The following is a 22,879-nucleotide window of genomic DNA, read 5'->3' on the forward strand; positions in this document are numbered from 1 at the left end:
ACCGGCCGGGGCCGTTACCGCCCCGGAATCGCCACCCGCATTTCGATGAAGCGGAAGATCCGGCCGAAGACCGCACCCATCAACAGATAGAGCGTACCGGCGATCAGGAAGGTTTCGAAGGGCGCGTAGGTGCGGGCGACGAAGACGCGGGCGGCACCGGTCATTTCCATCACGGTCACGGCGCTGGCGAGCGTCGAGCCCTTCATGACCAGCACCAGTTCGTTGGCGATCGCCGGAAGGATGGCACGGTAGGCCTGCGGCAGGATGATCTTCAGCAATAGCACCACGCGATGCAGCCCGAGCGCCTGTCCTGCCTCCCACTGACCTGCCGGGAGTTGGCGGATCGCACCGGCCAGCAGCTCGGCGGAATAGGCGGCCGAATTCAGGCCGATTGCGAAGATGGCGCAATAGATGGGGCTGCGCAGCACCGGCCACAGGAAGCCGTGGCGGATCAGATCGATCTGGCCGAGGCCGTAATAGACGATGAACAGCTGGACCAGCAGCGGGCTGCCGCGGATCAGGAACGTATAGGTCGAGACCGGCACGCGCAGAGAACGGCGCGAGGAGGTCACCGCCAAAGCCAGCGGCAGGGCCAGAACCTGGCCGAGCGCGAAGCTCGCCACGGTGATCAGGACGGTGAGGATGAAGCCGTCCTTGACGGTCAGAAACGCCGGAAGAAACAGATCGAAGGAGAGCATGGTCACCTCATATGCGGCGTGAGGCGCAGCTCATACGCCTTCAGGAGAAGGGACGAGATGCCGGTGATGGCAACATAGAGGCCGGCAGCGGCCAGATAGAAGGCGAGTGGTTGATGCGTCGCGCCGGCGGCGACCACCGATTTGCGCATCAGCTCCTCAAGGCCGACGACCGAGACGAGGGCACTTTCCTTGAGGATCACCAGCCACTGGTTTCCAAGGCCGGGAAGGGCGCGCACCATCATCTGCGGCAGGATGACGAGAAGGAAGGCGCGGGGCTTGCGCAGCCCGAGCGACAGTGCTGCCTCCCACTGTCCCTGCGAGACGCTGAGCAGAGCGCCGCGCAGGATTTCGGTTAGGTATGCGGCGGCAACGACCGACAGCGACACGACACCCGCGGTCAACGCATCGACTTCGACATAGCGGCCGATCATCTTGGTCAGCAGCACCGTGCCGCCATAGAAGACCAGGAAGATGACCAGCAGTTCGGGTAGGCCGCGGATCAGCCCGACATAGCCCATAATGATCTTGCGCGTCAGCGGACTGCCATAGACGGCGAGCGGCGCAAGGGCTGCGGCGATGACGAAGCCCGCGACGAAGCTGGCGACGCCAACGATCAGGGTGGTCAACAGCCCCTGCAGAAGCTGTCCGTGATATTGGACGAGGGCATCAAGCATCTGCGGCAGCCTCCCGGGTCACTGCGCTCTCGCAAAGGGCCGCGAAAAACTCGGCGGAAAAGCCGATCATGTTCTCGAAATGGGAGACTAGGATATTCTCGTCCGGAGAGTGCAGCATCGCGCCGTGATGCGTCAGGCCGGCGCCGAACAGGGTGGCGCCGAATTTGTGGACGAAAGGATGCGCAAGCCCCGAGGCGGCCGAACTCGGCTGGATCACCGCTGGCCGCCCGAACCATTTTTCCAGCAGTGCCGCCCCCAGATCGACGGCGGGATGCGACGGGTCGCTTCTGACGCCGAGAACCTCGGCATCGAGGATTTTCATCTCGACGTCGTCAAATCCCTTCGCGTCCAGGTGACGGCGCAGCAATGCGGCGATCTCTACCGGGTGCTGGCCCGGTGCCAGCCGGAAATCGAGCTTGGCCATTCCGGTGCAGGGCAGAACGGTCTTTGCCCCTTCGCCGTCATAGCCGCCGTGAAAGCCGTTGACGTTCAGGCAGGGTTCGAAATTCAGGTGCTCGTAGAACGTATCAGCATCGACGCCATCGAGCAGGCGCTGTCCGCCGGTTTCGGCCTGCAGGCTTTCGAGCGGGAAAGGCGGGGTCGCGGCAAGCGCGCGGCTGCGGACATCCGGCGCCATAACGTCGTCATAAAAGCCGTCGATCAGGATGCGGCCGGAAGCGTCTCGCAGCGAGGCAATGGCGGCCGCAAGGCGCCAGAGCGGATTATCGAAGATAGCGCCAAGGCTCGAATGCAGGTCGGCCCGCGCCGTGCGGCATTCGAGCTCGACCGCGAGGATGCCCTTGAAGCCCATAAGAATGATCGGGCGGCCTGACTTGTCGACTTCGCCGAATTCCCACCAGCAGAGGTCGGCCCTGGTGTCCGGGAAGCGGCTGTCGAGGAAGCGGGTCAGCGACGGGCTGCCGATCTCCTCTTCGCCTTCGACGATCCAGATCAGCTTGAACGGCAGGGCGCCGGGATGGGCTTGGCGGAAAAGATTCCAACCGGCTATGCGGCTGATGAACTCGCCCTTGTCGTCGGCCGATCCCCGGCCGTAGAGGCGGCCATCGCGCTCGGTGAGCACGAAGGGCGGATCAGTCCAGAGGGCGACCGGGTCTTCCGGCTGCACGTCGTAGTGATTGTAGATGACAAGCGTGAACGGTCCATCGCCGGTCTCGCCGACGACGAACGGGCCGACATCGCCCTTGTGCTGCCCTGTGCTGAAACCGGCTTCGGCAAGAAGGCGCTCGACCTCGTCCGCGCAGGCCTCCATGCCTTCGCCACGGGCGCTGACGGATGGAATGGCCACCAGGGCGGACAGATCGTTCCTGGCTGCCGCCAGGATGTCGGGTGAAATGCGCATGGTCTCTCCTGGAAGGGGAGGCGGGCATGCCGCCTCCCGCATGCCATTATTTCTTGGAGGCGTCGTAGCCGAACCACTTCTCGGAAATGGTCTTGACCGTACCGTCCTTCAGCATCGCTTCGACGGCGCCGTCGACCTTGGTCTTCAGCTCGGCCTTGCCCTTGCCCATGGCAACGCCCTGGCCCTTGCCGAATTCGGCAAAGTCGGCGCTGGTCAGCAGCGGACCTGCATAGGCGAGCTTGTCGGCGCCGCGATCCTTGATGAGCGGCTCCCAGGCGGAACGCTCCATCAGGCCGGCATCGATGCGGCCAGCGACGAGGTCGTCGGCAACTTGGTCGGGACGGTCGTAGACCCGTACGTCGGCATCCGGGAAATGGGCGCGGATCACCTGCTCGTGGGTCGAGCCGGACTGAACGCCGATCGAAGCCTTGGCGAGGGCCTTGGTGAGATCGGCGGCAGACTTGGCCGAGGCTGCATCGCTGCCTGGCGCGGTGACGATCGCGTTCGGAGCGTCGGCATAGGCGGCCGAGAAATCGACCTTCTGCGAGCGTTCGTCGTTGATCGACACGCCCGAGATGACGAGGTCGAACTTGCCGACCTGAAGACCCGGCAGCAGGCCGTCATAGGCCTGGTTCTGCCAGTTGCAGGTGGCGGCGATGCGCTTGCAGATCTCGTCACCGACATCCTTGTCGAAGCCGATGATGTTGCCGCTGGCATCGACCGATTCCCACGGCGGGTAATCGGCGCTGGTGCCGATGCGAAGCTCGTCGGCAAAGGCGGTGCCCGCGAGAAGCGAAAGCGAGAGCACTGTCAAAAGTCGTTTCATGGAAATTCCCCTTTTGTTTGGAAACGGACTCAATCCGCCGCCCGCAACCGGGCGGCTGGAATTCTTGGGTTTTCGAGGAGATCAGGCGGCCGAAACGGCGGCCTCCTTCAGGAATTGCGAAATGCGCTTCAGGCCCTCGTGGAGTACCGCTTCGCCATTCGTGTAGCCGATGCGCAGGTAGCCCTCCATGTCCATGGCGCTGCCCGGCGTCAGCATGACGCCCTTCTGTTCGAGAAGGCGAAGGCAGAAGTCCTCGGAGGAGATCGGCAGATCGTATTTCAGCAGGGCCGTGGTGCCGGATTTCGGCTTGATCCAAGAAATCAGCGGCTCGGCATCGACCCAGTCCGAGAGGATGGAGAGACCGCTGCGGGTGATATGATGGCTACGCTTCAGGATCTTGTCGCGATTTTCGAGCGCGATCGCCGCAAAGTGGTCGTCGAGGCGGCCGACGCTGATCGTGTTGTAGTCGCGATGAACGGAAACCGCATGTATCAAATCTTCCGGACCGGCAATCCAGCCGAGACGCAATCCGGCCAGCGAATAGGTCTTCGACATGCTGCCGGTGCTGATGCCCTTTTCGTAGAGATCGGCGATCGAGGCGGTCATGCCGTCTGCGCCTTCCTGATCCGTGCCGCGATAGACTTCGTCGCAGAGGATCCAGGCGCCGCAAGCACGGGCAATCTCGACGATCTTTTCGAGATAGGCGCGGTCCATCAGCGAACCGGTCGGGTTGTTCGGGTTGTTGATGGCGATCAGCTTGGTGCCCGGGGTCGCCAGCTTCTTCAGCTCTTCGAGATCGGGCAGGAAGCCGGTCTTTTCGGTGAGCTTTAGGATCTGGATGTCGGCGCCGATGCTCTCGGGGATCGAGTAGTGCTGCTGGTAGGTCGGCAGCACGGAGATGACGCGATCGCCCTTTTCGACGAGGGTCAGGTGAACGAGTGCGTTGGCGCCTATCGCGCCGTGGGTGATTACGGTATTCTCGAGCTTCTGGCGCTCGTAGAGGCCGGCAACCAGGTTGCGCAGCCGCACGCTGCCTTCGATCTCGCCATAGGTGAGCTTCAGCGGCAGCAATTCGGCGGCGATATCCGTCTTGCCTGCCATGTCGAGCAATTCGCCGACGGTCAGCGATTCGACGCAGGTCTCGGCGAGGTTCAGCTCGCAGACGTTCTCGTATTTGTTCATCCAAATCTCGACGCCGAAATTGCGGATCTTCATGTCATTCTCCTGGCTATTGCTTGTGTCTTAGGCGCGGGCGGCGGCGAGCAGGGCGACGGCGGCCGCAACGTCTTCGAGGCCAAGGCCGATCGAGCGGAAGAAGGCCGGGCGTTCGCAGCTCGGAGCCTTGGCTCTGCCAGCCAGCAGTTCGGGCAGGTCGCCGCAAAGCGCGTCAGCACTCCATTGTCCGGCGGCGGCAGCCAGTTTCATTTCGCCTGCTGATGCCGGTGTCGTCGCGCGGTAATCGCAATAGACGTCGAAGCCCTGTAGGGCCGCGGGATCGACCTCGTGGGCATTGGCGGCATTGGTGCTGATCGAGGTCACGACGGCCGATTTCGACAGCGACTTAACGTCTATGACGGGCTTGCCCGAGGAAGTGCAAAGCAGCACCACGTCGGCGCCCGCTACGGCGGCATTGGCATCGGCGTATTGGCTGACCGCAACGCCACTGGCGATCGTCGCAGGAATGTCCTTGCGGCTGGCGACGTTCGGTGATGCGATGCGCACCTCTTTCCAGGCGCGGATCGTTTCCGCATAGCGTAGATGGGCAAGCGCCACCGGGCCGGAGCCGACGATGGTGAGCACCGACGCATCTGAAGGCGCCAGGACATCGGCGGCGATGACCGATGTCGCCGCGGTGCGCTCGGTGGTCAGCTTCTTGGAATCGCAGAGCAGTACCGGCGTGCCCGTTTCCATCGACATCAGCAGCGTCCAGGCCGTGACCAGCGCCTTGCCGTCGCCGGGGATGTAGGGGGAAAGCTTGGCGCCGAAGACCTTCTCGCCCGAGAGCACGCCGAGATAGGTGATGAAGTCGCCGGCATCGCGCGGGAAAAGGCTGAGCGTCTGCGGCGGCTGAACGGCATCGCCATCTGCCAGCGAGCGGAACATGCGCTCCAGCACCGAGCGGACGTCCACTTTCGGAAGAAGAGCGGTGATATCGGCTTCGTGGAGAACGATTGGCTGTTGCGACATGAATGACCTCGCCTTTAAATGCGGGGCAGACGGCCGCGCGCAAACATCCGTTCCCGCGTAGGTGCCCCACGCACGGCTGAAATCGCTGTTGAATAGTCTGCCCATCAAGAGTAAAAGGAGCCTATGAGCAATATATTGCACAGTCAAGTGCGTCGCGATGTCCTAGCGCATGTTTCCGGCAATCTTCGCAGGCATCGTCAGGCCTCCGGCATGAGCCAGGTGGCGCTGGCTGAAGCATCGGGGATCAGCAGGCGGATGATCGTCGCCGTCGAAGCCGGTGATGCGAATATCAGTCTCTCCAGCCTCGACAAGCTGGCGGCGGCAATGGGCGTCGGGTTCGTCGATCTGGTGCGTGATCCCGACCGCAGCTCCTCTGCCGATATCAACGAGGTGACCTGGCGCGGAAACGGCCCGGCAAGCGCCGGCGTTCTGCTCGGCACTGCGCCTGCGGCCCACGAGACACAGATGTGGCTCTGGTCGCTCGAAGGCGGCGAGCGCTATGACGCGGAACCGGACCCGCAGGGCTGGCACGAAATGATCTTCGTCACGGAAGGCGTGCTGACTCTTACCGTCGGCGGCGCCGAGAAGGACTACCCGGCAGGGACTTTTGCGATTTACAGCTCGGCCCAGGACTATTCCTACGCGAACCGGCAGACCGGGATCGTGAAGTTCATCCGCAACGTGGTGTCATAGACCCTCACCGGCTAGAATTCTTCGACGATGACGCCATCGCGAACGCCCAAGCATCTGCATTTTTGGTGTTGCGGCGAACGGTCGATGATGCCCCAAGCAGGTTGCCCCTCGGCGGTCATAAAGGAAGCAACGTAAAGTCCATTGGCGAAAGAAATCGATAGTTCTGGAAGCCGTCCGTAGATCGAGATGTCTTGAACCGTCTGTCCGATCAGCGTCTGAAATATCTCCTTCCAATTATCTTCATCGCTCCAGCTTCCGCACAGGATGGACTCCTCGTTCTCAATTCGCCAACTCCACTCGATTATGACCGTATAGTCGCCCTGTGGATTGGCAGCAGACCCATCTCGTTTCACCTTTGGCGATAAGCGGCCAAACTCCAGAAAAATAGCAGAGCCATGCCCCCGCCAAAGCGCAGACAAGGGCTGTGAGACAAGCGTGGAGCGATACGTCTCAAAAATTGCTGACGGCAGCGTCAAAGTATCCTCCAGCCTTATGGAGCGTGAAAGCTTCCCGGCGAAAATGAACTTTGTCAACAAGACTAGGCGGCGGCAATCAGAAGCTCTCGTCGGCAACGTCATCGCGAAGACCGTCCTGATCGCGTACCAGGTTTTTCTTGAAATGGGCGATGAAGCCCTTGATGACCGGCGATGGCTCGACCTTGCGGTAGGCGATCGCCAGATCCGATGTCACCGAGCATCCTTTCAGCCTGGTGTAGGTAATGCCCGGAAGCTGGACGCATTGGAACGAGCGCGGCACCAGCGCAACGCCGACGCCGAGCACGACCATGCTGGCGATCGTTATGAAATCCCGGCCGGAACTGTTGATGTGAGGCTCGAAACCGGCTTCGCGGCAGGCGGCGATCGTGTTGCGGTGAAAGCCGGTATCGGCAGGTTGGCGCGGCGTGATGAACACTTCCGGGGAGAGTGATTTCAGGGAAACGGATGCGGCACTCGCGTGTCGATGGCCGGCAGGCAGGGCCACGACGAAATCTTCGCGCACCGCGACTTCGGCTGCCAAACCCGGCGGAAGCGAGATCGGTGGCCGGATGAAGCCGAGATCGAGCGTCTTGTCGGCGATCTTTTCGAGTTGCTGGCGCATCTCGATCTCGATCAGCTGGAATTCGACACCGGGGCTCGCGGCCTTGAACTTCGAAAGCGCATCGCCGAGCACGCCGGAATAGGCAGCCGAGGCGACATAGCCGACCGAGACCCGCTCCAGATCGCCGCGCGCGGCGCGGTGAACGGCGTCAATCGCGTTCTCCGCCTGACCGAGAACGCGGCGGCCCTGTTCGGCGAGCTCAAGTCCCGGCCGCGTCAGCCGCACCGCGCGGCGGCTGCGATCGAGCAGGGCTACGCCGAGCAGGGCTTCGAGCTTGATGATCTGCTGGCTGAGGCCGGGCTGGGCAATACCCAGCCGGGCCGCCGCACGCTCGAAATTCTGCTCTTCGGCAAGCGCAACGAAATATCGGAGATGCCTGAGCTCGAGCGCGGAGCTATTCGCCAATTGCCACCTGTTTTCAGAACCAGCGCTTATGAAAAACGCTCATTGCCTTATTGGATCAAAAAAACGAAAGCGTCTAGTAACGTGACTGAAATTGTCAAGTTTTAGGCGGGTCGTCCCGTCCTCGTCTCCATGAGGTTGCCGTGCGCGTGAAGAATCTATCGCTTGTCCTGCTGTCCACCGTTTGCGGGGCAGCGCTCCTTCCGGCAGCCGCGGTCGCGCAGGATGCGCAGACCGTGACCGAGCTCGCGCCGATCACCGTCCAGGGCCGGGCGAAGCAGGACCCGAATGCGCCGGTGAAGGGTTTCGTTGCAAGGACGAGTTCGACGGCGACCAAGACCGGAACGCCGATTCTCGAAACCCAGCAGTCGATCTCCGTCATCACCGCGGACCAGCTGAAGGCGCAGGATGCCGAAACCGTAAGCCAGGCTCTCGACTACATGCCCGGTGTCGTCAGCCAGCCGGGCGGGTCCGATCCGCGTTTCGATGCGCCGCGCATCCGTGGGTTCGATGGCCGTCAGTCGCAATATCTGAACGGCCTGAGACTGATGCGGACGGCAGGCGCGCCGGCGATCGATCCCTATCAGCTCGAGCGTATCGAAGTGCTGCGCGGCCCGGCCTCCGTGATGTTCGGCCAGGGCAATCCGGGCGGCATCATCAACCTGATCAGCAAGCGGCCGACCTTCGACCGCTTTGGCGAGGTGGGCCTGCAGATCGGCAGCTACGATACCTATGGCACCTATTTCGATGCCGGCGGCCCGGTCAGCGACGCGTCGGATTTCGCCTACCGTGTAACTGGCCTGGCAAGAACCGCGAGCGCCCAGGTCGATCAGCTCGACAACGACCGTTATTTCATCGCCCCTGCCGTCACCTGGCAGCCCGATGAAGACACCAAGCTGACGATCCTGACCAGCGTGCAGCACGACAATCCGAGCACGCCGTCGGGCGTGCCTGCGCTGTTTGCCAACACGCTCAGCCCGGACTTCTATGTCGGCGACAAGAGCTTCGACCATTCCAACCGGACGCTGACCAATCTCGGCTATGAGTTCGAGCACAAGCTGAACGACACCTGGACCTTCCGCCAGAATGTCCGCTACTCGAATTTCGATTGGGATTATCAGGCGCTGGGGATGTCAACGACCGTCGCGAACGTAGCCTATGGTCCGGGTGTGGGCGCCGATGGTCACTCAATCCTGCGCAATGCGACTTTCCAGGACGAACTGCTTAACACTTTCAATGTGGACAATAGTCTGCTGGGAGAGTTCGAGACCGGTGATCTGGAGCACAAGCTTCTGATCGGCTTGGACTATCGCTATTTCAGCAACAATGCGCGCACCCGGTTCTTCCGGGCAACGCCGCTCGATATCCTGAATCCCACTTATGGTGGACCGATCAGCCTGCTGTCCCGTACGACGGACACGCTGGTGGACACGGACCTCAGTCAAGTCGGTATCTATGTTCAGGACGAGATGGCCTACAACAATTGGCGGGCGACATTTGGCCTGAGACAGGATTGGGCAAGTACGGATGGCACCACGACGAATTTCCTGCCTGCAACGCGGGCGGTCAGATCTCTCGATCGCGATGACCAAAAGCTGACGGGACGCGTCGGGCTGGGCTATGTCTTCGACAATGGTATCGCACCATATGTCAGCTACAGCACTTCGTTTGAGCCGGTTGCGCCCACGTCAACCTTTTCCGATGTCCGTCCCACGGAAGGCAAGCAGGTCGAAATCGGCGTGAAGTATCAGCCCGAAGGCTGGGACGGATTTTTCTCTGCGGCGGTCTACGATCTGCGTCAGCAAAATGTCCTGCAGACGGTTGGCGGCGTCACCAGTCAGATCGGTGAAGTTCATGCCAAAGGCGTCGAGCTCGAAGGAGTGACGAGCTTGGCGGATGGCCTCAATCTCCGAGCGGCCTACACCTATACGGATACAGACACGATCGCCCCCGGAATGCTGACGAACCGCCTCCCACTGGACGGTGTTCCGGAGCATGCCGCCAGCATCTGGATGGATTACAGCTTTGCAGAAGGCTCCCCGCTTGAAGGCGTCGGCATCGGCGCGGGTGTTCGCTATGTAGGCCAGCGCTATGGATATGCAAGCTACGGTACCCCCGCAGTCCTGCACACCTACGACCTCGACGGAGTCACCCTCTTCGATGCGGCACTCACCTACAAGAAAGAAGGCGTCACCGCCTCGCTTAACCTTCGAAATCTGGCTGACAAGGAATATATCGCCAGCTGCAGCTCGTTTGGCTGCACCTATGGCGATGGCCGGACGGTGATGGGCAAGCTGACCTTCAACTGGTGAGGAAACGGCGAAGCCGCGCCCGCACGCTTACGGCGTTGGCTGGCCGCCGAAGAAGTTGAAATAGCCCCAGGCGGCCGCAAAGAGCACCAGGATGGTCAGGACCACGATGAGCTTGCGCAGCGCCGGATTGATCTGGCGCGGCGGCTTCGGCTTGTTCGGTTTCTTAAACTTGATGACGTTGTCGTTCATGCTGCTCTTCTAACCCGATTGCGGCGCCAAGCACAATTGCCGCTCACAACAAGCCGCGCCTTGCGAGACTTTTGAAGAGGGCCGAGATGCCGAATGTCCAGGGCGGGCATTGCGTCGACAGGCGCACGGTGTTGCTAAGTGTTCCAAGCCCGGCCGAAGAGATCTCCACCACATCGCCGAGCTTGTGGGTGAAGCCCTGGTTCTTGGCGTCGCGGTCCTGGGTCGGGGCAAAGAGGGTTCCGAGAAACAGCATGAAGCCATCGGGATACTGGTGGTGCGCGCCGCAGGTCTGCTTGACGAGATCAGTCGGATCGCGGCTGATCTTCGACATCGAGCTCTTGCCGTGCAGAACGAAGCCGTCCTCGCCTGTTACCTTGAGGTCAAGCTCGGCCTTGCGCATGTCGTCGATTGTGTAACTGTCGTCGAACAGGCGGATGAAAGGGCCGATCGAGCAGGATGCGTTGTTGTCCTTCGCCTTGCCGAGCAGCAGCGCCGAGCGGCCCTCGACATCGCGCAGGTTGACGTCGTTGCCGAGTGTCGCGCCTTTGATCTCGGCGCGGCTGTTGACCGCCAGCACGATCTCGGGCTCCGGATTGTTCCAGGTGGAGATCGGGTGCAAACCGACATCGGCGCCCCAGCCGACCGACGACAGAACCGGTGCCTTGGTGAACACCTCGGCATCGGGACCAATGCCGACTTCGAGATATTGTGACCACATGCCTTCATCGATCAGCGCCTGCTTGACCTTGGCGGCCTCGGGCGAGCCCGCCTTGATATTCGCAAGGCTGCCGCCGATCAGCGCGCCAACGCGATCGCGGATCGAAGCGGCGCGGTCAGGGTTGCCGGCCGCCTTCTCCTCGATGACGCGCTCGATCATCGACTGGGCGAAAGTGACGCCGCAGGCCTTGATCGCCTGAAGATCGGCAGGCGCCAGCAGATAGGGCTTGCTCGTATCCGGAGCGCCGGTGCTGTTTGCGGCGATTGCCTCCAGCGTCCCGGCAGGCGTCCCGGCGGCCGCGCGGACGAAACCTGCAGGATCGGCCAGTTCCAGCAGCGCGCTCAGCGTCGGCACGTCTTTGGAAGTGATATCGATGAGCTGCCCGTCGCGGATCGTCACGATCGACGGGCCACCGGCCTCAAGGTTCCAGATGCGGCCGACGAAGAGGCCGTTTGCGGAAGCGGCGTCGAGAAGCTGGGACATGGTAACCCCTCCAATGCTGATGAGCGATTGCTCATGGAAATTGCGGAAAATTGCCGCCCTCCAGCAGCGCCGGAAATCGATCATATTCGGCCAGCGCGGGCAAGGCTGATCACCGGAAAAACTGACTGCACGTTTCGTTGAAGGCTAGATTTCGGACTTGCGGCCCGGTTGCAGAGGCGTAGGTTCGGCAGCGATTTTTCATCCGCCTGCCGGGGAGAGGAGGCCCCGCCTGCAATGCTGAAATCCTTCGAACACGTCGGCATGACGGTCAGCGACATGGATCGCACCGTCGATTTCTACTGTAGCCTGCTAGGCCTCAGACTTCATCTTCGGAAAAAGCAGCCGGATGGCTCCGATCTCGTATTTCTGGATGCAGGCGGCGGCATGCTGGAGATCGTCGCGCCGCCAGGCGGCGCAGCCAGAGCCGCGGATGTGCCTGACGGCACCGCGGGTATGCGCCATCTGACCTTCCTGTTCGACAGCGTCGACGAGACTTTCGCAAAGCTTGAAGCCGCCGGCGTCGAGGTGAAGGAGCGGCCGCGTCTCGCCTTCAATTCCGAGGTGCTGCACAAGATCGCCTTCTTGCGCGACCCCGACGGCATCATCATCGAGCTTGCCGAGCGCAAGGAGTAGAACACGCACATTCTTTCGGCCTGATCTTGCTGCTGATAGTGCAAGTAAATCCGCTCAAATTTCGTCCGCGCAAGTAACGACTCTGTAAGCCCGCTCTGGCAGTCTTCCCGGAGATTATTTTGCTTATTTCAGTTGGACATATCATGAGCCGTACGAAGGACGATTGGATCAATCAGCGTGCCTATGCCATCTGGGAGGAAGAGGGCCGCCCGCACGATCGGGGCGGTGCTCACTGGCAGCAGGCGATGGCGGAATACGAGCAGCTCGAACGAACGCGCGCATCGACCGACGGCAGTGAGCTGATCGACATGTTGCGCCGCACCGGCCGCCTGATGCGGGCTGCTGAAAACGACGCGTTTCGTGTCGTCCGGCCGGAACAGAAGCCGGTCCGGAAGATCGGCAAACGCGCCTAGATTTACAGCTCCAGCAGCGCATAGGTCTTGCCGGTCGGTTTTTCGATATGGGCGGCAACATTATAGACCGGCGCTCCGCCAGGTGTGCGGCCCTCGTATGTGCCGCGATGGGCATGGCCGTGGACGACCGCATTGACCTTGAAGCGGTCGATGGTTTCCGCCAGACGCGAAGATCCGAGAAACGGGTAGATCTCCAGCGGCTCGCCGACGACGGTCTCGGCGATCGGCGCATAGTGGAGGATCACCATCGATCTGTCGGCGCGCACCTGGCGCATGGCATTTTCAAGCCGCATCGATTCCTCGACGCTTTCGGCGACCATCGCCTTGATGGCGTTCTCGCCGAAGGAGCCGAGCATATGCCGGCCGAAGCCGCCGGCAAAACCTTTGACGCCGACGAAGCCGACGCCCGCTATCTCCGCCGCCTGGCCGTTCAGCAGTTTCACCCCGGCATCGGTCAGGATCTGGGTCACGTCCTCGACAGACCCGCTCTCGTGGTCATGGTTGCCGAGAACGGCAACGACGGGAACCGTGCAGCTGCGCAGATCGGCAGCGAGAAGCTCAGCTTCCTTGGGCTTGCCGAGATCGGTGAGGTCTCCTGCCATGACGAGAACATCGGCAACACCGGAGACCTCGGCAAAAAGCTCCTTGTAGGATTTGGCGCCGTCTTCCTTCACATGCAGGTCGGCGACGGCGGCGACGCGGATCTTCCTTCTCGTCTCAGCCATCGGCTTCCTCCCATTCGCCGCGCGGCTGTCCCTCGCCGCCCACATCGGCAAAACCCCATTCCTTGACGTCGATCTCGAAATCGACGCGCGAATACATCCGTCCGCGGCAGATGCGCATCTGCGGCAGCGGCAGCTCGCGCTGGGCCGCAAGGCGCTCCAGCAGCTCGTCGATCAGCCATTGCGGGATCTTGTCGCGCTCGGTTGGGTAGATCCACCGGAAGTTCAGGATCGCAATCAGCAGCACTTCCCAGTGCACTTCCATATAGCCGAGCAGCTTGCGCCAATCGATCTTGTCGTGGGCGCGCAGGATCACATGGGCAATATCTGCGCCGTCATAGCGGTGGCGCAGCTGTACGAAGAATTTCGACCAAAGCAGCTCTGTCGGGCTGATGATCCAGACCGGACAACCGCACATCTCCACCTGACGCGCATCCTTGAACCAGTCGTCGCCGACAGGCATCGTGCCGTTGGACGACGCAAAAATGACATCGAAGAAATGCTTGCCCTTGAAGACCTTGCCGAGCCAGCGCTCATCCTCGACTTCGACGGCGTAACCCTTGTCTTTGAAATGCCCAAGGATGCGGCCGTAGTCACCGGCCTTGCAGAAGATGTCGAAATCCTTCGTCTGCCGCTGGATGCCGGTGTAGGCGCAGACAGCATAGGTACCGGCGACCAGAAACGGGATCTTGCAATCGACAAGCTCACGCACGGCTTCGGCGACGAACGGTTCCGCATCCGGGTCGATCAGCTGCGGAACCGCCCGCGCTTTCATCATCGCGGCATTCGGCTTGGTTTTCTTGCTGGCTGCGGTCGTGGCGTTCATCGTCCATTCCTTCGTCAGAGACTGCCGTTCGCAAGCCGCATGGTCGGGTCGGGATCGATTACATTACCTGTTCGAGACGCACAGGCGGACGGCGCTTCGCAGCCATCAGCAGATCGAGTTCGATCGAGGAGGGGCCGAAGCGCACGAAGAGGTCTTCAGCCTGATCGTCTTCGAGGCCGTATTTCTTGGCAAATTCCGGAAGGCTATACGGGCGGCCGCGCAAAGTACGGCCACGGCGCTCGGTTTCTCGGATCTGTGTCATAAGGTATTCTCCCCAGGCTCGTTGAGCATGAAGAACCGATAGAACGCTTAAAAGTTCCGCTTTTCGGAAACGTGAAGGTTTTGGTTGTGCCGCGGAGACGATGGCCTGCGGCGTTCCGAAACATGCCAGATATCGGTATGGAGACGCTCCGGTCACGAAAAAATATCCGCCATTCAACGGATCGTTTGCTTTCAATGTCAGCGCTTTACCCTTATCTTGGGACATCCTTGTCGATATCATAGGCTCCTTTTGTTAGTCGAAATCACTATCGTGGTCCTGCTTACCGTTCTGAACGGTGTGCTCGCCATGTCCGAACTTGCTGTCGTTTCTTCCCGCCCCGCCCGTCTTAAAGTTCTCGCCGATCACGGCAGCCTGGGGGCCACCCAGGCCATCAGACTTGCCGAAAATCCCGGACGCTTCCTGTCCACCGTGCAGATCGGCATCACGCTGGTCGGCGTGCTCTCGGGCGCCTTTTCCGGCGCCACGCTCGGCGGACGCCTGACGCAGTGGCTGTCGGAGCAGGGCGTTGGCCCGGCGCTGTCGGATGCGCTCGGCGTTGGCACCGTGGTCGTCGCCATCACCTACCTGTCGCTGATCGTCGGCGAGCTCGTGCCGAAGCAGATTGCGCTGCGCGAACCGGAAGCGGTTGCAGCCAAGGTGGCGCCTGCGATGGTCGTGCTCTCCAAATTTGCGCTGCCGCTCGTCTGGCTGCTCGATGCATCGGGCAAGCTGGTGCTGAAGCTGCTTGGCCAGTCCGGCAAGGTCAGCGACGGCGTGACCGACGAAGAGATCAAGACGGTCCTCGCCGAAGCGCAGAGCGCCGGCGTGATCGAAAGCGAAGAATCGGCGATGATTTCGGGCGTCATGCGCCTTGCCGACCGCACGGCCCGCGCCCTGATGACGCCGCGCCGCGATGTCGAGGTCGTCGATGTCGATGATACCCCGGAAGAGATCCGCACCCTGCTGCATGCGACGCGCCGCTCGCGTCTGCCGGTTCGCCGCGGCAGCTCCGACGAAGTCTTTGGTGTCCTGTTCGTCAAGGACTATTACGACGCCATGAATGCCAACGGCCATGCCGATATCCAGGCGCTGGCCCATGAAGTTCCGGTCATTTCGGATCTATCGACCGCAACGCATGCGATCCAGGCGATCCGCAAATCGCCCGTTCACATGGTTCTCGTCTATGACGAGTATGGCCATTTCGAAGGCGTCATCTCGTCCGGCGACATCATGGAAGCGATCATGGGCGCGTTGCTGGAAGGTCCTTCGGAAGAACAGGCAATCGTTCGCCGCACCGATGGCTCCTATCTGGTATCCGGCTGGACGCCGATCGACGAATTCGCCGAGTTCATGAGCTTCAAGCTCGACGACGACATCGAGTTCCAGACTGTCGCCGGTCTCATTCTCGAAGAGCTGAAGCACCTGCCGGAGCTCGGTGAGAGCTTCGTCAAGAATGGCTGGCGCTTCGAGGTCGTCGATCTCGATGGCCGCCGCGTCGATAAGATTCTCGTGTCGGCCGAGGCCGATGAGGGAGAAGCACGGTCGGCGTGATGCCGGCCGCCTGTGGAAATCTTACCCGGCTTACGGCGCTGCTTCCCGTCTGCGCAAAAGGCAGCTAGGTTCCTGCAACCCTGAATGCAGGAAGCCTTGATGCAGGACATGCGGACATTGATTGCAAAGCCTGCCGCGGTGGCGATCGTGCTGTTTGCGCGCGCCATCACCGCGGTGCGTGCCATCTGGTCGGGCGAAGGCCTGCCGCCGCGGCGCTGCGTCTATTTTGCCAATCACTCCAGCCATGGCGATTTCATTCTCGTCTGGGCGGTGCTGCCGCCCAGAATGCGCGCCGAAACACGGCCGGTGGCCGGTGCCGAATATTGGCTGAAATCCAGGCTCAGTACCTTCATCGGCCGCGATGTCTTCAATTCGGTGCTGATCCAGCGGGACCGCGAGAACCGGACGCAGGATCCGATTGCGCAGATGGCCGACGCCATCGACAGCGGCTCGTCGCTGATCGTCTTCCCCGAGGGCACGCGAAATCAGACAGAAGAGCCGTTGCTGCCGTTCAAGAGCGGCATCTTTCATCTGGCCGAAGCGCGGCCGGATATCGATTTCGTGCCTGTCTGGATCAACAATCTGAACCGCGTCATGCCGAAGGGAGAAATCGTGCCGATACCGCTGATCTGCACCGTGACGTTCGGCAGCCCGATGCAGCTGGAGAGAGGCGAGACGAAGGAAGATTTTCTTGAGCGTCTGCGCGCCGCGATGCTGGCGCTGTCGCCGAAAACGGCCGGAGCTGGCGAATGAACGGGGCGCAACACGATCTGATCACCCTGGTTCTCGGCATTTTCGGTGTGCTGATCCTGGCATCCGCCATCGGCTATGTGCTGCACCGGAAGCTGTCGCCCGACGGTTCCAACAGCGCCATCGAAAACCTGAACGCCCGCATCAAGGCCTGGTGGATCATGGTGATCTTCATCGGCATCGCCTTTCTGGCCGGGCGGGCAGGGGTCATCATTCTCTTCGCCTTTTGCTCCTTTGCGGCGCTGCGCGAATTCATCACACTGACCAATACCAAGCGGGCCGATCACTGGGCGCTCGCCTCGGCCTTCTTCGTCGTTCTGCCGATCCAGTATTATCTGCTCTGGGCCGAGGAATACGGCATCTATTCGATCTTCGTGCCTGTTTACGCTTTCCTGCTGATGCCGATTATTTCGGTGTTGCGCGGCGATACCGAGCGCTTCCTGATCCGAATCGCCGAAGTCCAATGGGCGCTGATGATCTGCGTCTTCTGCGCCTCGCACGTGCCGGCGCTGCTGACACTGACGATCCCCGGATATGAGGGCCGCAACGTCCTGCTGATCGCCTTCCTCGTCATCGTCGTGCAGCTGTCCGACGTGCTGCAATATGTCTGGGGCAAGCTCTTCGGCCGCACCAAGATTGCTCCGAAACTCTCGCCCTCAAAGACTGTCGAAGGCTTCATCGGCGGCATTGCCAGCGCCACGCTGATCGGTGCTTCGCTCTGGTGGATCACCCCGTTCACGCCCTTCCAGGCGGGCCTCCTGGCGCTCATCATCACCCTGATGGGCTTCTTCGGCGGGCTCGTCATGTCGGCGATCAAGCGCGACCGCGGCGTCAAGGATTGGGGCCACATCATCGAGGGCCACGGTGGCCTGATCGACCGGCTCGATTCCGTCGTCTTCTCGGCGCCGATCTTCTTCCATCTCGTTCGTTACTGGTGGTCGCTGACATGAGCGGCCTCGTCGCGCGGCTTGGCCGAAGCAGCGCCGTGCATGTAGCCTTTGCCTTTCTCGCCATGGGAGGCTGGGCGCTTTTCGCCAACCGTGCCTATCCGCTGCCAGCCATGCTGATGGCGGGCGCCGTGCAGGGCACGCTCTCTGCCTGTCTGACGCTGTTTCTGAAACGGGCGGTCGAGGCGCTGTCCAACCTGTTTTCCGGTGGCGTCCGTCTCGTCGCGCCGCCGCTGATTGCTTGCCTGGGGTCGGCGACCATCCTCGTCGCCTTCCATATGCTGAGCGGCACGCCCGAAATCCTGAAGACCATCGCCGTGCCGCTTGCCGTTTCCACCAGCTATGCGGCGATCTACAATTATTCGATCTCAAGAGGGAGAACTGCGCCGTGACCGAGGCCGGAGACCGCCGTCCGCTGACGAGCCGCAATACACGGTGGGCGCAGGCGATCGCCCGCTGGCTGGCGCAAAAGTCAGTCACGCCGAACCAGATCTCGCAGGCGAGCATTGCGGCCGCGGCGCTGGCCGGACTGTTCTTCTATTTCGCGGGACAGGATACCGGCACCCAGCGGATCGTCTTCCTGCTCCTCGCAGCACTGTCCTGCCAGCTTCGTCTGCTTTGCAATCTGTTCGACGGCATGGTCGCGGTCGAGGGCGGCAAGGCTGCGGCCGATGGCCCCTTCTGGAACGAGTTTCCGGATCGCGCCGCCGATATCCTGATTTTCGCGGGTGTCGGCCTCGGCATCGGCTTTGCCGGCCTTGGCTGGGCGGCGGCCGCCTTTGCGGTTCTCACCGCCTATGTCCGCGAGCTTGGCCGTGCCTGCGGGCAAGGCGCCGATTTCTCTGGCCCGATGGCCAAGCAGCACCGCATGGCAACCGTCACGGCGGCAGCCGTCCTGTCGGTCTTCGAACCACTGCTCGGCCTGCACAACGATGTTCTGTGTGCCGCGCTCTGGATCGTGGCCGTCGGCGCGGCCATCACCGCGTTGCGGCGCGGCCGCAACCTCGTTCAGGCAATGAAGCGCGGCGGCTGACGCGTCAGTCCTTTGACAGCAAGGCCATGACGGCAGCGCGATCAGGTGCGCCGAGGCGACCGCCGAAGACCGTGCATTTGAGCGCGGCGGCAGCCGAACCCAGCCGGATTGCATCTTCGGGTCCGGCGCCCTCGGCAATCGCCAGGGCATAGCTTCCGTGGAAAACATCGCCCGCCGCCAGCGTATCGACGGCCTTCACCCGAAAGGCTGGAACATGAGCGACGGCGTCTTCCTGCCGGTTCCACCAATAGCAGCCGCGTTCTCCTGCAGTCACGGCGACCAGGGCATTCGGATAGCGCTCGCGAAGGATCGGCACCATTGCAGCAGGGTCGTCGCATGCGCAGAGCAGACGCGCGGCGGGTTCCGAAAAAAGCAGATGATCGCCCTCTTTCGCCAGCATATCCAGTGTCTCTGCAGGCGCGACGTCGCCGTCGAAGATGGCGGGTTTGCCAGCCTGGCGGGCTGCCTGCAGTACCTTTTTGGCCAGCCCGGGCCAACGCACATCCACCATAACCGCATCGAAGATTGAGAGATCGGCGGGCGTCACATCCCGCACTACGTCGTGCAGCTGCTTGTCGTAGAAGGGAACGATGAGCCGCTCGCCATCATCGTCGATGAGAATACTTGAGACTGCTGAGCGTGCGCCCGGTACGAGCGTCATCCCTTCCACGTCTATGCCTGCCTGCTGCAGATCGGAGATGATCTGATGCCCGGCGGGGTCATCGCCGGTGGCGGCCCAGAGGCTTGCCATGCCGCCCAGCCTGACAATCGCATAGGCGGCGCTCGAGGCCATACCCTCGGCAACCTGCAGCATTTCGTAGGGAAGCACCTTGCCCGGCTTTTCCGGGATCGATCGCACCCTGAACAGCGTGTCGAGCACGGCTGCGCCAACGCAAAGCACATGGCGGCGGCCGGTGGATGGAGGAGATGACAGGTTCAAGGCTGCGGTCACTCGTTTGGTTGAATTGTCCTGCCTAGCCACCCTTGACCGCGCCTGAGGTCAATCCGGCAACGATCTGTCTCTGCGCAAACATCGTCAGCACCAGCACCGGCAAGGTGACGATCAGCGCGGCAGCGGCCAGCGGCCCCCAGCTCACCTGCTCGAAGGACAGCATGTTATAGACCGCAACCGGCAGCGTTCTCGTTTCGCGGCTTGCGAGCACGATACCGAAGACGAAGTTGTTCCACGAGAAGATCACGGACAGGATGAAGGCGACGACGATGCCGGGCCTGGCGATCGGCAGCGCCACCAGGCGGAACACCTGCCAGGCCGTCGCGCCATCGATGCTGGCTGCCTCCTCCAGCTCCTTTGGCGTCGTCTCGAAATAGCCGATCATGATCCAGACAACGATCGGCACGGTGACCACGAGATGGATGATGATCTGCGGCCAGAGCGTCCCGAGCAGGTTCAGCCATTGAAACAACAGGAACAGTGGGATGAGGAAGGAAAGACCCGGCGTCATGCGGGCGATCATGATCACCATCGCCGAGCGCTCCGCCTTCAGCCGGGCGATGCCGTAGCCGGCGGGTACGCCGATCAGAAGGGCCAGCAATGTCGCGCCGCCGGTGACCAGGATCGAATTCCAGAAATATAGGAAGAAATTGTTTTCCTGAAACACCTGGAGATAGTTCGACCAGGCGAAGCGTTCCGGGATCAGGATCGGCGGATAGGCGCCGTTGTCGATTTCGTATTTCAGCGATAGCGAGATCATCCAGAGGAAGAACAGGATGACCGGCGAGACCATCACCAGGGCGACGAAGAAAAGGCCGATGCGGTCGAGCGTCTTGCGCTTCATCATCGTGTCTCCGTATCCGACCAGTTGGCGCGCTGACGGACCATCATCAAAACGAAGGACAGGACGACGATGATGACGAAGAAGATCACGGCCATCGCCGAAGCGTATCCGATGTCGTAGTAGGAGAAGGCGGTGTTGTAGAGATAGATGTTGATCGTCTCCGACGCCGTGCCGGGCCCACCCTGCGTCATCGCATAGATGATGTCGAAGCTCTTGACGGCGTCGATCGAGCGGATGATGACGCCGATCATCAGGAAGGGCGCAATCATCGGAAGCGTCAGATAGCGGAATTTCTGCCAGACATTGGCGCCGTCGATCTCGGCACTTTCATATGGTTCGCGCGGCACGGCGGCCAGACCACCAAGCACGATCAGCATGATCAGCGGCGTCCACTGCCAGGTCTCGACCAGCACCAGCGAAGGAATGACGCTCTTCTGGTTGTAGATCCATTCCTGCGGGCCGATGCCAGCGAGCGACAGAAGATAATTGAGCACACCGAGCTGCGGATGGAACATCATGGTCCAGACGAGCGCAATGGCAACAGGCGTCGCCATCATCGGCATGACGAAAATGCCGCGCAGCAGGCCTCGGAGCGGAAATTGCGCGTCGAAGATCAGTGCGGCCAGTGTTCCGAAGAACAGGGGGGCGACGACGGCAAGCAGCGTGTAAACAGCCGTGTGCCAGAGCGACTCCCAGAAACGGAAGTCGGTGAACAGCCGGATATAATTGTCCAGGCCGGCAAAGACGACGGCCTGGCCAAGTGTCCAGCTATTCACGCTCATCCACAGCGTGAAAACCCACGGAAAGACGATGACCGCGGCAATAACGATCAGTGCCGGGATCACGAAGGGCCAATAGTTCGGAGCAAGCCTGTTCGGCTTGCTCCTCGCTTTTGCGTCACGTCCGCTCCGCGCGGTTTCCATGCTCACGGATGCCATTATCCCTCGCTTCGTGCCAGGACCGGTTCGAACTGAGCGGTTGCCGTCTTCAGCTCGGCCGCCGGATCGGCGCCGCCGATCATGTTGGTGAGGCCGACGCCATAGATGTCGCGGAACTCCGTGACCGGAATGATGACCGGCAGGGCGAGCTGCGAAACCTTGGCGGAGCCTGCAACGGCATCGACCCAGGCGCTCGGCATCTTGACGCCTTCGCGAACCTTCGGATCCTCGAGCACGGAGTTGCGAAACGGAACGCCGGCACCAGCCTGGAGCAGGCGGGCACCCATTTCCTTGGAGATCACCCACTGGCAGAAGAGGTAGGCGGCTTCCTTGTTCTTGCTTGCGGCAACAACACCGATGCCGTCTCCCGTCGTCGCCGCTGCCTGCGCCTTCGGGCCTTTCGGCATGACGCCATAGCCGACCTTGCCGACGACGCGGGACTTTTCCGGGTTTTCGATCGGCGGTGCGAAGCCGACGCCATCGAGCCACATGCCGATCTTGCCCTGCAGGAAGGCAGACTGCGCTTCGGCCCAGTTGAAGCCCGAGACGCCGACCGGCGCTGCGTTCGTCATCAGCTGCTGGTACATCTTGGCGGCAGCCACGGCATCATCGGAGGTCGTCCGCAGCTTGCCGTCCGGGCCGAGCGGCGTCGTGCCGTAGCCCAGCATCAGCGTCGTCCAGACCGGTACGTTGGCATTCTTCAGGCCGCGGGCGACGAAACCATAAGTGTTGCTGCTCTTGTCGGTCAGGGCCTCGGCAGCGCTGACCATCTCCTCGAAGGTCGCCGGGTAGGATAGGCCCTTCTTCTCGAAAAGTTCCTTGTTCCAGTAGACGATCCAGTAGTCGACCGAGAAGGGAAGCGAGCGCAGCTTACCCTCGGAATCCTTGGCGAAGGTCATGCCGGCCTCGGCAAAATCGCTTTCCACCAGCGATGGGTCGGTAAGCGAGGGATCATTGAGGAAGCCGCTGATATCGGCCAGCCAGCCGCCCTTTTCGAACTGGCGCTTCTGGACATGGTAGCTGAGGTGCACGACGTCAAAGCTCGGCTTGCCGGAGCTGAGTTCGATGGTGGTCTTCTGGCGTTGCTGCTGTTCGGGCGTCGCCTCGGCATTGACCTTGATGCCGGTCAGTGTCTCGAATTCGCTGAGGTATTTGAGGATCGTTTCGCTGCGCGGGCTCTTGACTAGGTTGACCTCGAGCGTCGTTCCCGCGAAGCGCTTCCAGTCGACCGCCGCCGAGGCCGGCTTGACGCCCAGGATGCCGGCCGCGCCGACTGCGGCAGATCCCGCCAGAAAGCTGCGGCGGGTGGGATTGATGAATGAAGATGCCATGCTGTTACTCCTCCTCCTTTGTGCCCTGCGATCTCCT

Annotated in this window: 26 protein-coding genes; 9 read left to right on the forward strand and 17 right to left on the reverse strand. The window is 61.6% G+C overall.

Going from position 1 to position 22,879, the window contains the following annotated elements; genetic code table 11:
- Positions 1-14: 14 nt before the first annotated feature.
- From AC1DJO_RS05045 to AC1DJO_RS05070, 6 genes are all read right to left on the reverse strand, one after another.
- The gene (locus AC1DJO_RS05045; protein WP_112388721.1) at positions 15-698 is read right to left on the reverse strand and encodes an ABC transporter permease; all 684 of its coding nucleotides are present in this window, start codon (positions 696-698) and stop codon (positions 15-17) included.
- A gap of 2 nt (positions 699-700) precedes the next feature.
- A complete protein-coding gene (locus tag AC1DJO_RS05050; protein ID WP_112388720.1) occupies positions 701-1,372 on the reverse strand; it encodes an ABC transporter permease subunit in 672 nt (223 codons plus the stop codon).
- Positions 1,365-2,732 (reverse strand): M20/M25/M40 family metallo-hydrolase, encoded by a 1,368-nt coding sequence (locus tag AC1DJO_RS05055; protein ID WP_112388719.1) that lies wholly within the window; start codon positions 2,730-2,732, stop codon positions 1,365-1,367. Before AC1DJO_RS05055 ends, AC1DJO_RS05050 begins: the two co-directional genes overlap by 8 nt.
- Positions 2,733-2,778: 46 nt before the next feature.
- Entirely contained in the window at positions 2,779-3,558 is a 780-nt protein-coding gene (locus AC1DJO_RS05060; protein ID WP_112388718.1) for a transporter substrate-binding domain-containing protein, read from the reverse strand.
- 81 nt (positions 3,559-3,639) lie between these two features.
- Positions 3,640-4,773, reverse strand: coding sequence for an aminotransferase (locus tag AC1DJO_RS05065; RefSeq protein ID WP_112388717.1), 1,134 nt, complete (start codon positions 4,771-4,773; stop codon positions 3,640-3,642).
- 27 nt (positions 4,774-4,800) lie between these two features.
- Positions 4,801-5,745: an ornithine cyclodeaminase family protein gene (locus AC1DJO_RS05070; protein ID WP_112388716.1), complete on the reverse strand. Its 945-nt coding sequence runs from the start codon at positions 5,743-5,745 to the stop codon at positions 4,801-4,803.
- Between the two features lie 123 nt (positions 5,746-5,868).
- Between AC1DJO_RS05070 and AC1DJO_RS05075 the strand changes: the two genes are divergently transcribed.
- Positions 5,869-6,438, forward strand: coding sequence for a helix-turn-helix domain-containing protein (locus AC1DJO_RS05075; protein ID WP_112444400.1), 570 nt, complete (start codon positions 5,869-5,871; stop codon positions 6,436-6,438).
- An 11-nt stretch (positions 6,439-6,449) separates the two neighbouring features.
- Here the strand turns inward: AC1DJO_RS05075 and AC1DJO_RS05080 are convergent, their stop codons facing one another.
- The gene (locus tag AC1DJO_RS05080) at positions 6,450-6,914 is read right to left on the reverse strand and encodes a hypothetical protein (RefSeq protein ID WP_477831168.1); all 465 of its coding nucleotides are present in this window, start codon (positions 6,912-6,914) and stop codon (positions 6,450-6,452) included.
- A 76-nt stretch (positions 6,915-6,990) separates the two neighbouring features.
- Entirely contained in the window at positions 6,991-7,941 is a 951-nt protein-coding gene (locus tag AC1DJO_RS05085) for a LysR substrate-binding domain-containing protein (protein ID WP_112388714.1), read from the reverse strand.
- Positions 7,942-8,081: 140 nt separating this feature from the next.
- Here AC1DJO_RS05085 and AC1DJO_RS05090 point away from each other — a divergent pair, with 140 nt between their 5' ends.
- The gene (locus AC1DJO_RS05090) at positions 8,082-10,250 is read left to right on the forward strand and encodes a TonB-dependent siderophore receptor (RefSeq protein WP_112388713.1); all 2,169 of its coding nucleotides are present in this window, start codon (positions 8,082-8,084) and stop codon (positions 10,248-10,250) included.
- A 27-nt stretch (positions 10,251-10,277) separates the two neighbouring features.
- On the opposite strand, the gene AC1DJO_RS05095 is transcribed toward AC1DJO_RS05090, so the two are convergent.
- A complete protein-coding gene (locus tag AC1DJO_RS05095; RefSeq protein ID WP_310290753.1) occupies positions 10,278-10,439 on the reverse strand; it encodes a hypothetical protein in 162 nt (53 codons plus the stop codon).
- 43 nt (positions 10,440-10,482) lie between these two features.
- Complete coding sequence (locus tag AC1DJO_RS05100) at positions 10,483-11,640, reverse strand: fumarylacetoacetate hydrolase family protein (protein ID WP_112388712.1); 1,158 nt, start codon at positions 11,638-11,640, stop codon at positions 10,483-10,485.
- 234 nt (positions 11,641-11,874) lie between these two features.
- Here AC1DJO_RS05100 and AC1DJO_RS05105 point away from each other — a divergent pair, with 234 nt between their 5' ends.
- The gene (locus tag AC1DJO_RS05105; RefSeq protein ID WP_112388711.1) at positions 11,875-12,273 is read left to right on the forward strand and encodes a VOC family protein; all 399 of its coding nucleotides are present in this window, start codon (positions 11,875-11,877) and stop codon (positions 12,271-12,273) included.
- Positions 12,274-12,416: 143 nt separating this feature from the next.
- The gene (locus tag AC1DJO_RS05110) at positions 12,417-12,686 is read left to right on the forward strand and encodes a DUF2934 domain-containing protein (protein ID WP_112388710.1); all 270 of its coding nucleotides are present in this window, start codon (positions 12,417-12,419) and stop codon (positions 12,684-12,686) included.
- 2 nt (positions 12,687-12,688) lie between these two features.
- On the opposite strand, the gene AC1DJO_RS05115 is transcribed toward AC1DJO_RS05110, so the two are convergent.
- The 3 genes from AC1DJO_RS05115 to AC1DJO_RS05125 form a co-directional block, all read right to left on the reverse strand.
- The gene (locus AC1DJO_RS05115) at positions 12,689-13,411 is read right to left on the reverse strand and encodes a metallophosphoesterase family protein (RefSeq protein WP_112388709.1); all 723 of its coding nucleotides are present in this window, start codon (positions 13,409-13,411) and stop codon (positions 12,689-12,691) included.
- Entirely contained in the window at positions 13,404-14,183 is a 780-nt protein-coding gene (locus tag AC1DJO_RS05120; protein ID WP_112444412.1) for a nucleotidyltransferase family protein, read from the reverse strand. The genes AC1DJO_RS05115 and AC1DJO_RS05120 overlap by 8 nt, the downstream gene beginning before the upstream one ends.
- 109 nt (positions 14,184-14,292) lie before the next feature.
- Positions 14,293-14,496, reverse strand: coding sequence for a hypothetical protein (locus tag AC1DJO_RS05125; RefSeq protein ID WP_112388708.1), 204 nt, complete (start codon positions 14,494-14,496; stop codon positions 14,293-14,295).
- Between the two features lie 249 nt (positions 14,497-14,745).
- On the opposite strand from AC1DJO_RS05125, the gene AC1DJO_RS05130 reads away from it, so the two are divergent.
- From AC1DJO_RS05130 to AC1DJO_RS05150, 5 genes are all read left to right on the forward strand, one after another.
- Complete coding sequence (locus AC1DJO_RS05130) at positions 14,746-16,047, forward strand: hemolysin family protein (protein WP_112388707.1); 1,302 nt, start codon at positions 14,746-14,748, stop codon at positions 16,045-16,047.
- A gap of 108 nt (positions 16,048-16,155) precedes the next feature.
- A complete protein-coding gene (locus AC1DJO_RS05135; RefSeq protein ID WP_112389036.1) occupies positions 16,156-16,800 on the forward strand; it encodes a lysophospholipid acyltransferase family protein in 645 nt (214 codons plus the stop codon).
- On the forward strand, positions 16,797-17,747 hold the full coding sequence (locus AC1DJO_RS05140; protein ID WP_112388706.1) for a phosphatidate cytidylyltransferase: 951 nt from the start codon (positions 16,797-16,799) through the stop codon (positions 17,745-17,747). Before AC1DJO_RS05135 ends, AC1DJO_RS05140 begins: the two co-directional genes overlap by 4 nt.
- A complete protein-coding gene (locus AC1DJO_RS05145) occupies positions 17,744-18,136 on the forward strand; it encodes a hypothetical protein (protein ID WP_112389035.1) in 393 nt (130 codons plus the stop codon). The genes AC1DJO_RS05140 and AC1DJO_RS05145 overlap by 4 nt, the downstream gene beginning before the upstream one ends.
- Positions 18,133-18,777, forward strand: a complete 645-nt coding sequence (locus AC1DJO_RS05150) for a CDP-alcohol phosphatidyltransferase family protein (protein WP_112388705.1) — start codon at positions 18,133-18,135, stop codon at positions 18,775-18,777. Before AC1DJO_RS05145 ends, AC1DJO_RS05150 begins: the two co-directional genes overlap by 4 nt.
- Before the next feature lie 4 nt (positions 18,778-18,781).
- On the opposite strand, the gene AC1DJO_RS05155 is transcribed toward AC1DJO_RS05150, so the two are convergent.
- From AC1DJO_RS05155 to AC1DJO_RS05170, 4 genes are read right to left on the reverse strand one after another with little or no spacing between them, the layout of a single operon-like run.
- Entirely contained in the window at positions 18,782-19,729 is a 948-nt protein-coding gene (locus AC1DJO_RS05155) for a sugar kinase (protein ID WP_477941557.1), read from the reverse strand.
- Positions 19,730-19,751: 22 nt separating this feature from the next.
- Positions 19,752-20,573 (reverse strand): carbohydrate ABC transporter permease, encoded by an 822-nt coding sequence (locus AC1DJO_RS05160; protein WP_162698697.1) that lies wholly within the window; start codon positions 20,571-20,573, stop codon positions 19,752-19,754.
- Positions 20,573-21,511 carry a carbohydrate ABC transporter permease gene (locus AC1DJO_RS05165; protein ID WP_112388703.1) on the reverse strand — a complete coding sequence of 313 codons (939 nt, stop codon included), beginning with the start codon at positions 21,509-21,511 and terminating at the stop codon, positions 20,573-20,575. Before AC1DJO_RS05165 ends, AC1DJO_RS05160 begins: the two co-directional genes overlap by 1 nt.
- Positions 21,511-22,842, reverse strand: a complete 1,332-nt coding sequence (locus AC1DJO_RS05170; RefSeq protein ID WP_112388702.1) for an ABC transporter substrate-binding protein — start codon at positions 22,840-22,842, stop codon at positions 21,511-21,513. Before AC1DJO_RS05170 ends, AC1DJO_RS05165 begins: the two co-directional genes overlap by 1 nt.
- Between the last annotated feature and the right edge of the window lie 37 nt (positions 22,843-22,879).

It is taken from the genome of Rhizobium sp. 05N430 (assembly GCF_056396985.1).

Coding starts and splice junctions, on each gene's coding strand:
- AC1DJO_RS05070 (WP_112388716.1), bottom strand. CDS start 5,745: ATGTCGCAACAGCCAATCGTTCTCCACGAAGCCGATATCACCGCTCTT.
- AC1DJO_RS05120 (WP_112444412.1), bottom strand. CDS start 14,183: ATGAAAGCGCGGGCGGTTCCGCAGCTGATCGACCCGGATGCGGAACCG.
- AC1DJO_RS05055 (WP_112388719.1), bottom strand. CDS start 2,732: ATGCGCATTTCACCCGACATCCTGGCGGCAGCCAGGAACGATCTGTCC.
- AC1DJO_RS05145 (WP_112389035.1), top strand. CDS start 17,744: ATGAGCGGCCTCGTCGCGCGGCTTGGCCGAAGCAGCGCCGTGCATGTA.
- AC1DJO_RS05105 (WP_112388711.1), top strand. CDS start 11,875: ATGCTGAAATCCTTCGAACACGTCGGCATGACGGTCAGCGACATGGAT.
- AC1DJO_RS05095 (WP_310290753.1), bottom strand. CDS start 10,439: ATGAACGACAACGTCATCAAGTTTAAGAAACCGAACAAGCCGAAGCCG.
- AC1DJO_RS05115 (WP_112388709.1), bottom strand. CDS start 13,411: ATGGCTGAGACGAGAAGGAAGATCCGCGTCGCCGCCGTCGCCGACCTG.
- AC1DJO_RS05075 (WP_112444400.1), top strand. CDS start 5,869: ATGAGCAATATATTGCACAGTCAAGTGCGTCGCGATGTCCTAGCGCAT.
- AC1DJO_RS05135 (WP_112389036.1), top strand. CDS start 16,156: ATGCGGACATTGATTGCAAAGCCTGCCGCGGTGGCGATCGTGCTGTTT.
- AC1DJO_RS05065 (WP_112388717.1), bottom strand. CDS start 4,773: ATGAAGATCCGCAATTTCGGCGTCGAGATTTGGATGAACAAATACGAG.
- AC1DJO_RS05110 (WP_112388710.1), top strand. CDS start 12,417: ATGAGCCGTACGAAGGACGATTGGATCAATCAGCGTGCCTATGCCATC.
- AC1DJO_RS05170 (WP_112388702.1), bottom strand. CDS start 22,842: ATGGCATCTTCATTCATCAATCCCACCCGCCGCAGCTTTCTGGCGGGA.
- AC1DJO_RS05050 (WP_112388720.1), bottom strand. CDS start 1,372: ATGCTTGATGCCCTCGTCCAATATCACGGACAGCTTCTGCAGGGGCTG.
- AC1DJO_RS05045 (WP_112388721.1), bottom strand. CDS start 698: ATGCTCTCCTTCGATCTGTTTCTTCCGGCGTTTCTGACCGTCAAGGAC.
- AC1DJO_RS05125 (WP_112388708.1), bottom strand. CDS start 14,496: ATGACACAGATCCGAGAAACCGAGCGCCGTGGCCGTACTTTGCGCGGC.
- AC1DJO_RS05060 (WP_112388718.1), bottom strand. CDS start 3,558: ATGAAACGACTTTTGACAGTGCTCTCGCTTTCGCTTCTCGCGGGCACC.
- AC1DJO_RS05100 (WP_112388712.1), bottom strand. CDS start 11,640: ATGTCCCAGCTTCTCGACGCCGCTTCCGCAAACGGCCTCTTCGTCGGC.
- AC1DJO_RS05140 (WP_112388706.1), top strand. CDS start 16,797: ATGAACGGGGCGCAACACGATCTGATCACCCTGGTTCTCGGCATTTTC.
- AC1DJO_RS05160 (WP_162698697.1), bottom strand. CDS start 20,573: ATGAAGCGCAAGACGCTCGACCGCATCGGCCTTTTCTTCGTCGCCCTG.
- AC1DJO_RS05165 (WP_112388703.1), bottom strand. CDS start 21,511: ATGGCATCCGTGAGCATGGAAACCGCGCGGAGCGGACGTGACGCAAAA.